We start from the raw sequence: 14,729 nt of genomic DNA on the forward strand, positions 1-14,729 counted from the left end.
TTTTGCAGTCTTTTAAGCTAATAATGCTTTGAGGATAATGATGTACCCTGCAATGCTAGTTGGATTGATGTTGTTGCTGCCCTTGTCGATTCAAGCTCAGGATCGTGATGGCAAGGATGACATAGTAGGCACCATATGGAGCTATACTATCACTCATGGCAGCAAAAAAGATACGGGCCAGTTTCGTGTCTATCTTAAGGAGATATTCAAGGGCAAAGATAAGGTAGGTTATGTTCAACCCAAGGATAATGATGAAACCACTCTTCATTTCACCGATTACAAGGAATTTAAGGGAACAGCTGTCCTTCGCAAAACGAAACGTTCGCCCTCGACTTGGCAGGGTACTCTCAGTAAGCAGAATGGCACCAAGTGGGAAATGACAGTGATAGTGAAGGATAAATAGCCTTCGTCGCTAACGACACCTCAGCAATGCTTTCTGCACTAGTTCAGATATGCATTTACCTGCTCCAACGTAGTTCGATCATCATCGAAGACGGCTTCGAACACCATCTTGCCAAAATAGTACTGTAACACCCCGTAACGCACCCATTGCTCGTCATCATAACTATCGCCAAACCGGGCAATCATTTCGTCACTTGTGCTGGCTGGTGTGATGACCGTCCCATTGGTTAATCGAAGTTCCGTCGTGGAAGTTCGGTCCGGATACGGTTTAAAATAGATGTTGACGAAGACAAACTCGCCATCCTCGAACTCCAACTTAAACCCCGGATAAGTAAGATCGACGGTTCGTGGATGAATGACGGCTTTGTTGGGCCGACCCAGAAATTCTGCAGATTCCAGCCGGTCGCCAAAGATCAGCGAACCAAACGCCGGGCGGGAAAGATCCAGCACCGGCGTAGTGGTCATTGGCACTTTGGGCCATGATCGCGTTGGATCAGCAGGGCCAAACAGTTTTTTCAAAAACAACATGTTCGACTCGGGAATGAGAAAAATTGGTCTTTATGGCATCTTGCCCGTGAACTTCAGATCGACTTCCCAGTTTTTGCCAAAGGCTTTCTGTTCGCCATTGGTTGTCAGTTTGCCGCTGATCTTGCCATCGGCAATCTTAAAGTCTTTGCATTCAATTTCACCAATGGATTGAAACCCGCCGTCGCCATGAGCTGTATGTGCCACCAGGCAGCCCGTGATTTTACCATCTTCTTTCATGGTAATGACCAGTGCATCGCCCAGTCTGCCGAACATGGCAGCCACGTCAGTATCGGATGCCTTGGGTGTCTTCTCGGAAAACATGAGAATGAGCCGGCCTTTGCGGTCGTTATCCCCTTTTTTGACGACCAGTGAATTCAGCTTGGCGGCTTTGCCGTTGCCAGTAAACTTGCCATCGATTTTGAAATCATCACCAGCCAGTGTTATGCCGGGCAGGCAGAGAAACAGACTGCAAAGCATGAAACGGTACATAGGGATTCCTCGCTTAAGTGAACTATCAATCAACATGGTTATGATTATAAGCGAAGTTTGGCCGACATTACCCCGTTGAAAATTCGGTTATTTCCAGAACAGAACTTACTTTCCCTCATCCTTTAATGCTATACGTACCGCTTCCAGACAATTCTGGTAATCTGCCTGGTTAAGCTTGATTTCATACTGCTTCCAATGAAACTGTGCAGGCAATTGTTCAGCATCGGTGCCAGTCAATTTCGCAGCGATCACGTACCCAGCCAGGAATGTTCCCAGCGGGGTAGGGTGCAGTCCATCGGTGAAGAGTGCCAGTTTAGGTGCATTCTTTTGCACCTCTTTCAGTGCAATACCTGCAGGGAGAAACAGACCGTTCACTGACTTGGCTGCACTGGCATAGGCTTGCCGCACCTGAGGAAAATACTGCTTGCGGTTCGACTCAGGCCAAACCATGAAGAGGCAAACTTTGGCCTTGGTCTGTTTGAAAAACTGTTTCCCTGTCTCCATGTCTTTCATGAATTCCTTCTGGCTGGCCGCCAGTGAGGAGGGGCCTTGCTGCAGGATGATGTAATCCCACTTACCTTCTACGATGCGTTTGCCAGTTCGAGGCAACTGCCAGTGATCGCCCAGTGAAGCACCTGGTTCAGTAAAGGCTTCTACAAATGGCTTAGGCTGCTTGAGCGATACGAAAAACTGCTGTACCAGCACAGGCAACTCATTCGTGTAAGTCAGGCTGTTACCAATGAACAGAATACGCTTGGGCTGCGATGCTCCCTGCTCGAAGTTTGGGCTAAACAAAAGACACAGCATCAGGATAGAGTAAGACATGGTTGAAAGGCACCTGATAGATGATTAAGTATTCATTTTAACTGAATCTGCAAAAGTAACTATGCTGTGTACCGGCATACATGAATAAATTAATACCGAACTCAATCCCGAAGCGGCTGTAGAGGAGAAAATGTGAAGTTGCATACCACTCGCAAACCGATTCTATTGGTGTGTCAGGAAGTTCTCCCCGGTTCTGCAGATGAAATAGTCAACCAGATACTTGATCTTCAGAACTGGAGCAGTTTCCAGGGTTATGGTCCGCTCCCAGGAATAAAATCCGCTGAGTTCGAAGTGAGAAATCCTGAAATACTGGGCACAAGAATTCGAGTCGTTAACCGCGATGGTTCTTCTCATGTCGAAACCATCACCGCTTGGCGGCCTGGCAAGCAACTCCAGATGACCATGAACGAGTTCACGCCTCCATTATCCAAAATGGCGACACATTTTCTGGAGATTTGGGACTTTCAGCCTGTGGAACAAGGTACCCAGGTTACCAGACGTTTTGAACTCTACCCCAAAACAACTCTCTCAAGTTGGTCGTTGTGGATGATTTCGTTTCTCCTCAAGCAGGCAGTCAAACGGCACCTTCAGCAACTCAAATCCGGGAAGTGAACTATGTCAAAACAACTCATATCCTGCATTGCAATTCTCGCCTGGTGTGCAATGGTTTCTGCCCAGGATAGACAGCCCAAAAAGCCAACTCATCCGGAATTGCAGCAGGAACTCAAGCAACGGGTAAAGCTGGATCAAGACGCCCGCTTTGCGATGATTGAACTATCCAAAAAGCCTCAAAGCGAAAAAACAGATCAGATGAAGTTGATTGAAAAAGTAAGCAAGATTGATTCTGAAAACACAGCGTGGCTGAAGGGTATCGTCGATAAGCAAGGCTGGCCTACCATCAGCATGGTAGGTAGCGATGGTGCACAGGCTGCGTGGCTGCTTGTGCAGCATGCGGATGCCAAGCCAGCTTTCCAGAGGCAATGTCTCGATCTGATGGACAAGCTTCCCAAAACGGAAGTGCATGGCAAAAACCTGGCTTACCTGACTGATCGTGTGCTGATTGCTGAAGGCAAAAAACAACGATACGGTACCCAGTTCTCGCAAGTTAACGGTGAATGGAAACCTCGTCCGATGGAAAATGAAGCTGAGGTGGATAAGAGACGTGCTGAGATAGGCTTATCGACAATGGCAGAATACGTGAAGCAACTGGAGAAAACGTACGGCTCCAAGAAATAAAGTTACAGGCTGACCTGCACAGGCTGGCGTTCCAGCGCAGATTCTACTTCAAAGAATGCAGATTCGGAAAAGCCAAACCATCGTGCCAGCAGATTGCTGGGGAACTGCCGTACCAGGGAATTGGAATCCTTGATGTTGCCGTTGTAGAAACGGCGAGCAGCCTGGATGCGGTTCTCGGTGTTAGTCAATTCCTTCTGCAGTGCCAGGAACAGTGTACTGGCTTTCAGATCGGGGTAACTTTCTGCAACGGCCAGCACACCCCGCATTGCCTGGGCCAATTGATTTTCATCACGAGCCTGCTCCGCACGATCGCCATGTGATTGCATCGCCTGCATACGAGCCTGAGTAACCTTTTCGAAAACTTCCTTTTCGTGAGCAGCATATCCTTTTACTGTGGAGACAAGATTCGGTATCAGGTCATAGCGACGCTTCAGTTCCGTCTCGATGTTGCTCCAGGCATTTTCGATGAGGGTGCGAAGATTGACCAGTCGATTGTAGGTGGCGATGACATAGACCACGAGGAGTACAACAATAATGCCTGCAACCAGTGCCAGTTGTTCCAAGAGAGTACTCCTTTTATTCCATCATGTACGCAGGTAGTCTCTTTACGAATCCTAAGGCAGCCTGCCTGATGCTTTCCGCTTCGTGCCTGTCAAATCTCCTGCGTGACGAACGATAGAAGAGAATGTGGTTATTGCTCCACTGCAGGGCCAGTGTGCGATCCTGCATGAGAAATTCCATCATGTCGGAATGAATGACATCGTAGGCGAATTTCTTGTCATCACATCTTACCTGAAACGCCCGATTGAATTCCTCGTACTCGAAGTTGATATCCTCGAACCCAAGAAAGCCCATGATGCGGTCGAGGAAATTCTCTGCATGGATGACCAGTTGGTGACCGGTAACAGGCGCTTCAAGCATTAACATCGAAAGATGGTGTGTCGACTGGTTCTTCCCGGAACCTGTTTTATAGGTGTAATCAAAGAGCAACATCTGACGGCTGTCCACCTTGCCTTCAATCAGATTCACGACGCGTCGGCTATGCCCTTGCCGAGTGAAGGGAAACTCCTGACGTTCAGCGATGAGGTATGGATCACCCGCACGGTAACGAAACCCCCATTCGTCAGCCAGCCCCATCCAGAACTGCATCCGCTTGCGTTCCTGATAGATCGAAGCTCCAATGATCAGTAAACCGATCATGATGAATGCTATGATGATGACGAAGGGTACCACGAATAATCATTCCCTGGCCGCAAGACGATACGCGAAAGATCATCCTTTGTATGAAGCTGTTTGTCCAGCGAATTAATTCGAGGTAATAAAGTGTAGACATGCACTGTTGAAGTAATCAAGAACAGAAATCACATGACATCTCTCCTCATGGATCATACCCGGCAACTCCAGAAGCGCTGGCTGCTTCAGAATTCTCCTGCAATTCCACTTGGTATTCTCTATGCAGTTACATTGCTTTATTGTCCGAATGTAACCACGAAACTTGTCATTGGCGTGCTGATTGTCCTGAGCCTGTACGTCGTAATCCGTGGTGCGTTCTTTCGCAGATTCCTGATGGATGATAACGATCAACTGGTGATTTGCGAGTACAGCGTTCTGGGCATAGTAAACGTTCATCGAAAACAAGCACCCATCAAGGATGCCGTTGCGGTTACCTACTCAGTCTGGCATACTCCCTATGGCCACAACGGCATGTCATACCATGCTGCCATCTACCTTCGTTTCAAAGCTGGTAAACCCTGGCGATTCTGTGATCATGCCAACTATTCTTTAGATCTGGAATGTGATGAAGTGATGGCGGAGCAGCTTGCCGGTATACTGGGTTTACCTCTCCTGAAAGATAATCACGATCCAGCAAGTAATAAGATAAATGGCTGAAATTGCAGCAAAAAGGCAGGCATCATATGGAACAATTCATCTCGCATCTGCTGCAGTTTCCCCGGCGAGTTTTGCTTTTCTACTGGCTCTGCTTCATCTTCCCGTTTCCATTTGATCTCGTCGGACTGCCTGTTCAATTGATTGAACCAAATTCACAGCCTGAATGGATGAAGGCATATGCAGAGTACTATGGCAAAGCCTATTCCTGGATCTATCAAACCAAGAATGAGATTTGCCAGTGGGTAGGGCCAAAAGTATTCGATAAGCCTGTCGTCATTCAGATGACAGGCAGTGGCGATACGATGCGCAATTATGTTGGCTGTTTCTGTGCAGCAGTCATCGCAGTCGCCTTGGCTGTCATCTGGTCGATAGTGCTGCTGGTGTTACACTTCTTCAACATCAACTGGAATGGCGATCGCTGGCTGCATGGAGTGGTTCGCGTTTTCGTCAGGTTTTTCCTGATACAGATGTTATTTGGATACGGCTTTGCCAAAGTTTTTCCTTTGCAGTTCCCCCCACCGACCTCGTTCAGATTGAACCAGGCCTTAGGTGATATGTCCCCCATGGGGTTGCTTTGGACTTTTATGGGGTTCTCCACGCCTTATCAGATGTTTACTGGTGCAGTGGAAGTGCTGGCTGGTTTGTGTTTAGTGACTCGACGAACCACTACACTTGGTGCTCTGCTAACCATTGCCGCTATGACCCAGATTTTTGCTTTGAACATGTGCTTTGATGTACCAGTCAAACTTTATTCACTCCATTATCTGATGATGGGTGTTTTCCTGTTGATTCCCGATATGCCTCGGCTCTTCAAATTACTGGTACTTGGTCGTTCTGTTGAAACAACGCAATTTCAACTATTTTGTAATAACAAATGGTGCTCACGCCTGACGCTGATCTTTCGTACCCTGCTCGTCGCAGCGATGCTGTTTGGTCAGATTCAGGTTGGGTATAAGCGGTGGAACGACACCTACGGCGGTGAACCGCCACCGGTGAAAGGGCGTTGGCAATCGGTGTCGGTGCAACTCGATGGAAAACCTGCCGCTACTGATGACATGTTAAATATTTCATTTCTCGATTTTGCTGGGAACAATCTCGTCAGAATTACCACAGCCAAGCCACCCATCCTTGCATACCGGATAACCTGGCATCAAGATGAAAAGAAACTGGTGTTAGGCAAATTCAGTACTCCTACATGGTCTGCCAGTTTTCAGTATCAAATGCCAACTCCAGAACAACTGCAACTGACTGGATCAATGGACGGCAGAAGAATCGATGCATCGTTCAAATATGTTCCTGAAAAGCCATCACAGTTAATGAATCGAAGCTTTAACTGGATCCAGGAGATGCCATACAACCGCTAGAGGGTAGCTATAAACTATGCATGGATCAATGATCTGTTTCGTATGGTCTGCGATTTGCACGAGGGTAAATTGTGCCTCTAAAGGGATGAATCTGTTGCAAACCGAGACATGATTTATTTCCGAGTTGTGCTATTCTGCCAATTGGGGAGCAAAGAGAAGATGTATCCGCCTCCAACCGAACTCCGTGCACGAACGAAAGCCGCTTCATTACATGCTATAAAGCTGTATCGCAGTTTGCCTGACCGCGATGAAGCGATGATAGTAGGCAAACGCATGTTCAGAACGGTGACGCGGGCAGGTGCTTATTATCGAGCAGCAGTGCGATGCCGCAAATTGCGTTCGTATCTCAATCGGTTGGATGGCGCGCTGTATGAATTGGAATTAGCAGCATACTGGCTTGAATTGTTACTCGATGGAGACCTCGGCCCCCGAACTCCGACCAGTTCACTTCTTACCGAAGTGCATGAACTGATGGCTATTATGGTCAGTTGTAGAAAATCCGCTCGGAAACTGGGTAACAGACGAGCCAGCATGTCTAGTTCATGACTGTATTTCTTTTAATATGACGACCATATCCATGATTCAGAGAACTCGCTCTGAACCTATTGCCAAAAAACGGTGTCTTGGATAAAACCATCTATCGCGACGGCCCCATCGTCTAGAGGCCTAGGACACAGGATTTTCACTCCTGCAACCGGGGTTCGAATCCCCGTGGGGTCACCTTGTCATCTAGCATTGTCCTGCTTGATGACGTAAGTTCTGGAAACGCCTCACCTTCCACAGGTGAGGCGTTTTTTTTACATTGAGATGAACCCATCATGCTCTCTGGTAGATGGTTTTCTCTGTAATGATCTTGCTCATAAAGACATCGTGGGGAGCGACAGGAATTTCGGGAAACAACTGGCATTCAAATGCCAATGCCACCAGTGGAGTTTCTGGGCGTACATTTTCCAGCAGTTTGTCATAGTAGCCTTTACCATGCCCCATGCGGGCGCAGCGGCGATCAAATGCAACGCCGGGCACCATGATCAGATCAATAGATTTCGGATCCACCTGCTTTTCAGGTAGCAGACGCAGTTGTTCTTTGGGCTCCAGAATCTTGTACATGCCTACCGAGAGTTCATCCATGTTTTCGAGCTTGAACAGTGCCAGTTCCACGGTTTCCGTACACCATGGTATAGCAATCGTTTTGCCTGACTTCAGTGCTTCCGGCAACGACTGTCTCGTTCGCACTTCACTGCGAACATCAATGTAAAAGAGAACAGTGTTTGCCTTCTGATATTCAGGCAGGTTCATGAAGCTCTGAATGATCTGCTGGCTGAGTTCATCCTTGTTTTCCTGTGCATTTCGTCGGGCATGTGCTTCTTCGCGAAGCTTTTTCTTCAGTTCTGCGATGTCAGTACTTGCGTTCGTAGTGCTCATCATGTTGAACTCTGCGGGTCAGGTAAACTGTTCGGCTCATTGTATGGAGCGTTCGAAGGAATCGATGCGGAATCAAAGGTGCTGTTTTTCCTGATATCTACGTGTTGGTTTCAGAGAGATTGGCAGTGAGGCCGCAAAGTTTAGCCTGATGCTACAGGTGGAAGGAAATCTGAAGGTTTAAATCGTGTTGTCTGAGAGTGCAATTGCAATGCAGTTGGCGGAAATCTACTCTTGATACAGAAGCCATTATTCTACTTCCAGATGCTCCAGAAGATGCATCTCGATGAGTTCAAAGGGGGACTCATCACACCAAGTAAATGATGAGACTTAACTCAAGAGGTTACCATGAAACGCACCATCTTTATGCTGACACTTTCAGCAGTGATACTCTCGCTGACGGGTTGTCAGGCCTGCAAGAACTTGTTTGGCATGGATCGCCGTTGCGATTCTCCGCCGCCACAGTACTATCAGCCACAACCAGTGATGAACTATGCCCCGGCGCCGGGTACCTGCAATTCTCCGAAATAAGCAATCAAGAAATACTAACATCGCTCTGAAAGTCAGAGCGATGTGGTGATTTGGTTTCTTAAATTGACTAGATCAGGGCTGGCATCCAGAGAATCGTGTCGAGATTCTGTGCACTCACATCATGAGTCAGTATGCCACTGTTCGCGCCACTGCCGCCATCCACATCTACATCGGCCAGTAACTGGAATACTACATCACTGACTTGGAAAGTCAGCATGTCGTCTCCTGCATTACCCTGCTGGACGACACTTATTTGCCCTGTGCTTTCTGCCGTTGCAGTTGCCGTAAAGGTTAATTCATCGGCACCGTTATTACCCCACGCACGGGCGTTGACTCGACCATTTACAGCACCAAAGACCCCCTGATTCAACACATCGTTGCCGTTACCGCCACGGAATATCAGATCAACCAGAGCGCGATCAGCGATATCACCATGGATGCTGACATCGATGAAATCATCGCCTTGATGACCGCTAACATTGACGTAGACGCTGGCGCGTTCATCAATTAGATATTGGTTCGTCAGGGTGAAACTATCGTTGCCATCACCCAAATTAGTTGTGACATGTACCGTATTTGAGGCAGACACTTCACCGAGTACAAAATCTACGCGATCATCGCCTGCACCGCCTTCGATGGTGATATGCAGCTTGTCTTCAATTCGTGAATGAACAGGCATAGGATCGATAGCTATTCCACCATCATTATTCAGAAGTTCCGGATGTGCGAGGTAGAAAAGATAACGATCCCGTTTGTTGGTGAATTCAGGGATTTCAACGCCCCCGGCAAAACCAGGGTTTGCGGTATCAATTCGAATGGTATCATTGCCACCATTTCCATTGACAAATATCTTCTTGCCGTAGATCAGGTTAGTACCTTCAGCAAGGGTATAGGAAAATTTGTCGTCTCCCTGTCCGAGGTCCACCACTATCTTCTTGATGGAAGAAGAAGTGAAAGATCGTGATGCCAGGTTGGAAACAGCAGCGCCTTCCACTTTGGAGAGTACTGCCGTGGAGATTTCAAGCGTGTTGGCATCATCATTCTGAACGATGTCAATTGTGTCCCAGTTTTTGGAACCGGTAATTTTGAGAGTCTGGCCGCCATCAATCAAGCTGTAGGTGACGGTTGGTACATCGCGAGCTTCAAGCGTTTCAATGCCAGGACGAAATGAACGACGCAGCATAGTTGACCTTCCTTGGTTCCCCGATAATGCGAGCATCCTGCTCACAAACTTTAGGGCGATGCGTAGTCTTTAGATCGGCAAAAGAACACCACAACCTTTAACGTATTTCTTCGATTTTGAGGTTCTGTCATCAGTGAAATTCCACATGTTGATTACAGGTAGCCTTGCATCAGCGATAACTTGACAGAATGAACTGATCACGATAAATGGCTGTTTTTGGATTGAGGCACACCATGAAAAACTGGTTCATTATTCTGATTATATTTTTCGCTGCCGATAACTGCTTTTCACAGCAAGTACTTCTTCAAACTCCTGAAAAAGTACAGACAGGTGCTGGTACTTCACTCGATGTTCCACAGGAATCTTTTCTTAAGCCTGTATTTAACAGTACACAACAGCAGACGATTCCTACTGCACCAGGAACAGTGACTGAAGAAACTACCACCATTGATCGTTTCTATCAGGATGATTTGCTGCACTATTCCTGGATTGATTTTGGTGATTTGCCAGGGTTGAGGATTCATCGCCTGGAAATGACCAATGCCTGGGCTGATTTCCGTTCGACTCACTTTTTTCAGCGACCCATCTGTGATAATTGTCATCGGTTCAATTCGGGGATCAGTTTTGCGGTGCAATGGTGGCATGAAAACTATCAACCGGAAACTGCACCGGCAGATACATCTTTGCCGCCGGTGCTCTACGATTTGTATCTCGACTTTGGCTGGCGTCCTGCGATTACTCCCGTCTGGGCGTTAGACCTGGCTGTCTCGCCGGGGTTGTCTACCGATTTCCGTATTACTCCTCCAGATGGCTTTCGACTCAAAGGACACGCTATCTCGCTACATGACATGTTGCCTACATTGCGGGCTGTGGCAGGTGTCTGGTATTTGAATCGTAACACAACCAAACTGCTTCCAGTAGTTGGTTTTGCCTGGCAGGCAACGTGTGCAACTCGTATGGAAGCCATTTTTCCGCAGCCCCGGATTATACATACACTGGGCTGCTGGCGGGGCACGACATGGGAAGTGACTCTCGGCGCAGAATTCGGCGGCAACGGCTGGGCATTCAAGAATGAAGATAATCAACGTGAAACGATTGATTATCGCGATTACCGAGCCTTGGTTGGTCTGGCATGGAATGGTAAGCGAGGCCAGGGAGTGCTTCAAGCAGGATATGTATTTGAGCGTGAATTACGGTATGGAGTGCATAACACTGACAATTTTGACCCAGGCAATGCCTGGATGATCCGTGTGGGTTGGGACTATTGATTTTTGCGAAATCATCGGTGGCTGGTTCACCAGAAGGACCAGTGGTAAATCATGCTTGCCATTATCATTCTCCAGCGTACTTAGCAGTGGATGCAATTCTCCTTCCGGCAGCATGGTCAGGCATTCTTTGGCATATCGTTCAGGCATGACCACATAAATTGGTGGCTTTCTGGTTGCCCACCAGCCGAGATTCTCCCATTCCCAAATGCGTTCAGCAGGTTTTCCCAATTCCCACGCCAGATAATGTGAATCGATTCGAAATAGTATGACCTGACCAGGTGATGGAACATGGTTTCTTACTTTCCTGGCAAATTCACTGAGGCTTCTTTCTGGCTCCCAGGATGGGATGATCCATTGGACATAGGTGAACCATCCGGTGACCGTCATCGCAATCAGAATCGTACCAGTCCAGATGGCTGCATGTTGTCGTGCAGGATTCCATTGACGTAACCATTGATCGATGCAGACACCAATGAGGATAGCGAGCCCTGGATAAGCGGGCAGAAGATAATCAGCTCGCTTATATTGCATGCAACTGAGAAAAATCAGAATGGAGAGAAACCATGCCAGTCCGGTAATTGCCCAGCGGGAAGTGAGCTTGCGTTGGATCAATGCAGTGACACAAACGGGCAACAATAATCCCCACGGAGCAGTATCCAGCCAGATGCGTAGGAGGTAATACCACCAGGGATGCAGGTGGCCATCAAGTTGTTCATCACCACCAAGTCCTCGTTGTACGTTGTGTTTGATAACAAACTCTTCGAGAAATTTACCAGCAGTTTCCTGATTGACCCACCAGGCCCAGGGGAGTACCAGAATAACGATCAGTGGGATTCCCCAAAAAACGGAGAAGACCAGCGAACGAAAGTTAATGCCCGTATGTGTCGAAGGATATGCAATTCGATTTGCCAGCGTCTGCGCAACAAAACAGCTAACAATAACCAGGCCAACCAGTACTAGAGCAATTGGTCCTTTCAGCATGATTCCTGCTGTCAGTGAAAGGTATCCTAGTGCATACCAATAGTTCCTGCTGTATCCAATTGATTGCATGCCACAATAGAAACTGACCAGACACCAGGTGATGGCAGCAGTCAGAGGCATGTCAATCCGACCAACCCGGCTCATCCACGTGAAGTGAACCATGGTCCACAGGCAGATCATGCTGAGCCAGGCAGCTCGCTCCATGCCGGATTTCTTCAGCAACAAATATACAGCCAGACCTGTCAATACTGAGCCAAGTGCTGCAGGCAACCTGACTGCCCAAGCATCCACACCGTGTTGCATCCAGCCAAAACATGCTGTGAGCCAGTAATATAGAGGTGGCTTCTGCAGTTCCGGCCTGCCATCGAACAAACGTGGAAGCCGCCAATCACAACCATCGAGAATGCTTTGCGCATCCTGTGCTGCACGAGCTTCGTGACTACTCCACAACTCCCGGTCGCCGAGTTTGTAGAACGTCAGCAGGAAGACCAGAGCCAACGTGCCGATGAAAAGACCAGTTTTGTTTCTTAAGCTGCCCACCGTGTTCCCAATGCATCATGCAGGCGTTGATACGCTTCGGATGTTCGGAGCAAAGCTTCATGCGTGCCTGTAGCTTCTATGCAACCGTCGTGCATCACAATGATGCGATCAGCAATTTTAAGCGAACTGGCACGATGCGTTATCAGGAAGGTTGTGCGACCTTTGGTGAAGTGCTCCAGAGCATCGTGGATAACCTGTTCGCTTTCCGCATCGGCAGCACTGGTAGCTTCGTCCAGAATCAGAATGGCTGGATCACGCAGAATGGCCCGTGCCAGTGCAATACGCTGTCGCTGTCCTCCTGATAGGTTGTTCCCCATTTCGCCCACACGTGTTTCATAACCCTTGGATAGTCTGGAAATGAACTCGTGAGCGTGGGCCTTACGTGCAGCTACTTCAATCTCTTCATCAGTTACGCCGAAGGTGCCGTAGGCAATATTGGCTTTGATAGTGTCATCAAAGAGTACAGTATGCTGTGTGACATAGCCCAGCTGCTTGCGCAGGCTTTTCAGTCGCACATTTCGGATGTTCATGCCATCAATGTGAATGGTGCCATAATCAGGGTCATAAAACCTGCTGAGCAGACTCATCAGAGTGCTCTTTCCACAGCCATTTCTGCCAACGATGGCAACTGTTTCACCATGCTGAATGCTCAAATTGACATGATTAAGCACAGGTCGATCGGGTGAATAGCCAAAACAGACATCGTGGAAATCAATACTCTGCTGATGACGTGGTAGCCGTAACCCCTTCAGATTAGGATCAACCTGAGGCTGGCGATCCATGATTTCGTAAATGCGATCTGCCGCTGCACAAGCAGCCTGCACTTTACTGAATACGCTCGATAATTTTCTCAGCGGATCAGCGGTGGCAACCAGCATCAGATAGAGTGACAATAGGCTGGATGCTTCCAATTGATTGTTCATCACCTGCTGATTAAAAATACGCTCCTGGCCGCTCAGCACCAGATAGGTACCCATGGTCAAAGCGCCGCAAACGGCAATGACAGCAAGAAATTCCATGATCGGGTCAGTAGCTGATTCAAACCTGACGACTTTCATGGCCTTCTTCATGAAGTCTTTTCCGCCGCGGTGTAACCGTCGCCTTTCGTGTTGTTCAGCGGTGAAAGCTTTGACGACCTGAATGCCTTGAATGCCTTCCTGAATGATTTTGACAATACTGGCCATGCTGGCAAAGACTTTCTTGCTAGCAAGGCGCAGAGTTTTTCCCACCCAACTCATGAAGAAAACAGCAATAGGCACCAGGATGAGGAAAATGAGCGTCAGCCGCCAACTGATAGTGCATGCCAGGATGATGCAGACCAGGGCTTTGAGTGGCTCCACAATCATCTTGCCACCCAGCGTTCTGATGCCACTGCCCAGTGTTTCAGAGTCAGTGGTGAAACGGGACATGATGTTCGCAGCACCTTCCTGATTGAACTGGCGAACATCCTGCCTGAGTACCTGGCGATAGAGTCTGTTCCGTACATCAAACACAGTTTGATAAACAAAGTTGGCTACCAATGTCTCTTGAAGAAAATCAAACACACCTTTGAGTGCGACAGCAACAAGGACAATGCCAAAGATCCACAACATGACTTCAAAGGGATCGGCGGGACAGTAGCGGTCAACATACCGCTTGATCACGAAGTTCCAGTAGTTCGATTTTTCTGTGGCAGCCAGCTTGTCCTGAGCTCGAGCGATTTCACGCGTAACAGTTGCCAGTTTCTTGTCACGCTCGCCATTTTGTGGTTGGTTAAGAAGTTTATTTTGCTCATTCTGGTTTCCAGCCAGGATTTTTTTGGTCTCTTCAATGTCTTTGTCATTTTGATCAATCTGTTCGGCAATCCATTGTTGCGGTGTTTTTTTCTCGGTAAGGATTTTCAGGAACGGATAAATGGCAGTGAAATTGGCGCCCCATAAGAGGGCTACCATGACTGCACAAAAGAGCGATGCAGCAAACTGCCAGCGATAGGGCCAGGCGAAACGTAAAGCGCGAAAGAAGTTATGCATGCGGCCTTCCCTGGCAAAAATGCATGGATGAGTCTAAAGATGTAACAAAATGTGAGAAATGGGG

17 protein-coding genes and 1 tRNA gene are annotated in these 14,729 nt (G+C 48.0%); 9 read left to right on the plus strand and 9 right to left on the minus strand.

All coding sequences use genetic code 11. The features are described from left to right. Window positions 1-67: 67 nt before the first annotated feature. The gene (locus tag JNJ77_12475; GenBank protein MBL8823399.1) at window positions 68-403 is read left to right on the plus strand and encodes a hypothetical protein; all 336 of its coding nucleotides are present in this window, start codon (window positions 68-70) and stop codon (window positions 401-403) included. A gap of 38 nt (window positions 404-441) precedes the next feature. Here the strand turns inward: JNJ77_12475 and JNJ77_12480 are convergent, their stop codons facing one another. The 3 genes from JNJ77_12480 to JNJ77_12490 form a co-directional block, all read right to left on the minus strand. Continuing rightward, entirely contained in the window at window positions 442-930 is a 489-nt protein-coding gene (locus JNJ77_12480; GenBank protein ID MBL8823400.1) for a hypothetical protein, read from the minus strand. 30 nt (window positions 931-960) lie between these two features. After that, entirely contained in the window at window positions 961-1,419 is a 459-nt protein-coding gene (locus tag JNJ77_12485; GenBank protein ID MBL8823401.1) for a hypothetical protein, read from the minus strand. Window positions 1,420-1,524: 105 nt separating this feature from the next. Then, window positions 1,525-2,244 carry an SGNH/GDSL hydrolase family protein gene (locus JNJ77_12490; protein ID MBL8823402.1) on the minus strand — a complete coding sequence of 240 codons (720 nt, stop codon included), beginning with the start codon at window positions 2,242-2,244 and terminating at the stop codon, window positions 1,525-1,527. A gap of 132 nt (window positions 2,245-2,376) precedes the next feature. On the opposite strand from JNJ77_12490, the gene JNJ77_12495 reads away from it, so the two are divergent. After that, complete coding sequence (locus tag JNJ77_12495) at window positions 2,377-2,856, plus strand: SRPBCC family protein (GenBank protein ID MBL8823403.1); 480 nt, start codon at window positions 2,377-2,379, stop codon at window positions 2,854-2,856. Window positions 2,857-2,859: 3 nt separating this feature from the next. Further along, complete coding sequence (locus JNJ77_12500; protein MBL8823404.1) at window positions 2,860-3,480, plus strand: hypothetical protein; 621 nt, start codon at window positions 2,860-2,862, stop codon at window positions 3,478-3,480. A 2-nt stretch (window positions 3,481-3,482) separates the two neighbouring features. On the opposite strand, the gene JNJ77_12505 is transcribed toward JNJ77_12500, so the two are convergent. Together JNJ77_12505 and JNJ77_12510 are read right to left on the minus strand one after the other, a co-directional pair. Then, window positions 3,483-4,043: a LemA family protein gene (locus JNJ77_12505; GenBank protein ID MBL8823405.1), complete on the minus strand. Its 561-nt coding sequence runs from the start codon at window positions 4,041-4,043 to the stop codon at window positions 3,483-3,485. A gap of 13 nt (window positions 4,044-4,056) precedes the next feature. Then, window positions 4,057-4,680 (minus strand): hypothetical protein, encoded by a 624-nt coding sequence (locus JNJ77_12510; protein MBL8823406.1) that lies wholly within the window; start codon window positions 4,678-4,680, stop codon window positions 4,057-4,059. A gap of 165 nt (window positions 4,681-4,845) precedes the next feature. Between JNJ77_12510 and JNJ77_12515 the strand changes: the two genes are divergently transcribed. From JNJ77_12515 to JNJ77_12530, 4 genes are all read left to right on the plus strand, one after another. Then, window positions 4,846-5,370 carry a hypothetical protein gene (locus JNJ77_12515; GenBank protein ID MBL8823407.1) on the plus strand — a complete coding sequence of 175 codons (525 nt, stop codon included), beginning with the start codon at window positions 4,846-4,848 and terminating at the stop codon, window positions 5,368-5,370. Window positions 5,371-5,396: 26 nt separating this feature from the next. Continuing rightward, window positions 5,397-6,734, plus strand: a complete 1,338-nt coding sequence (locus tag JNJ77_12520; protein MBL8823408.1) for a hypothetical protein — start codon at window positions 5,397-5,399, stop codon at window positions 6,732-6,734. A 108-nt stretch (window positions 6,735-6,842) separates the two neighbouring features. Continuing rightward, complete coding sequence (locus JNJ77_12525; GenBank protein ID MBL8823409.1) at window positions 6,843-7,280, plus strand: four helix bundle protein; 438 nt, start codon at window positions 6,843-6,845, stop codon at window positions 7,278-7,280. 101 nt (window positions 7,281-7,381) lie between these two features. Beyond that, window positions 7,382-7,454: transfer RNA gene (locus tag JNJ77_12530), tRNA-Glu, on the plus strand. Window positions 7,455-7,550: 96 nt separating this feature from the next. Here JNJ77_12530 and JNJ77_12535 read toward each other — a convergent pair. Then, window positions 7,551-8,159, minus strand: a complete 609-nt coding sequence (locus JNJ77_12535) for a 5-formyltetrahydrofolate cyclo-ligase (protein ID MBL8823410.1) — start codon at window positions 8,157-8,159, stop codon at window positions 7,551-7,553. Between the two features lie 342 nt (window positions 8,160-8,501). On the opposite strand from JNJ77_12535, the gene JNJ77_12540 reads away from it, so the two are divergent. Then, window positions 8,502-8,684 (plus strand): hypothetical protein, encoded by a 183-nt coding sequence (locus tag JNJ77_12540; GenBank protein ID MBL8823411.1) that lies wholly within the window; start codon window positions 8,502-8,504, stop codon window positions 8,682-8,684. Window positions 8,685-8,751: 67 nt separating this feature from the next. Here the strand turns inward: JNJ77_12540 and JNJ77_12545 are convergent, their stop codons facing one another. Beyond that, window positions 8,752-9,867: a hypothetical protein gene (locus tag JNJ77_12545; protein MBL8823412.1), complete on the minus strand. Its 1,116-nt coding sequence runs from the start codon at window positions 9,865-9,867 to the stop codon at window positions 8,752-8,754. A gap of 233 nt (window positions 9,868-10,100) precedes the next feature. Here JNJ77_12545 and JNJ77_12550 point away from each other — a divergent pair, with 233 nt between their 5' ends. Beyond that, on the plus strand, window positions 10,101-11,135 hold the full coding sequence (locus JNJ77_12550; protein ID MBL8823413.1) for a hypothetical protein: 1,035 nt from the start codon (window positions 10,101-10,103) through the stop codon (window positions 11,133-11,135). On the opposite strand, the gene JNJ77_12555 is transcribed toward JNJ77_12550, so the two are convergent. Both JNJ77_12555 and JNJ77_12560 read right to left on the minus strand, forming a co-directional pair. Further along, entirely contained in the window at window positions 11,058-12,656 is a 1,599-nt protein-coding gene (locus tag JNJ77_12555) for a glycosyltransferase family 39 protein (protein ID MBL8823414.1), read from the minus strand. The two genes, JNJ77_12550 and JNJ77_12555, sit on opposite strands and share 78 nt — an antisense overlap. Further along, window positions 12,644-14,665, minus strand: coding sequence for an ABC transporter ATP-binding protein (locus JNJ77_12560; protein ID MBL8823415.1), 2,022 nt, complete (start codon window positions 14,663-14,665; stop codon window positions 12,644-12,646). The genes JNJ77_12555 and JNJ77_12560 overlap by 13 nt, the downstream gene beginning before the upstream one ends. Between the last annotated feature and the right edge of the window lie 64 nt (window positions 14,666-14,729).

It is taken from the genome of Planctomycetia bacterium, from assembly GCA_016795155.1.
GTDB lineage: Bacteria > Planctomycetota > Planctomycetia > Gemmatales > HRBIN36 > JAEUIE01.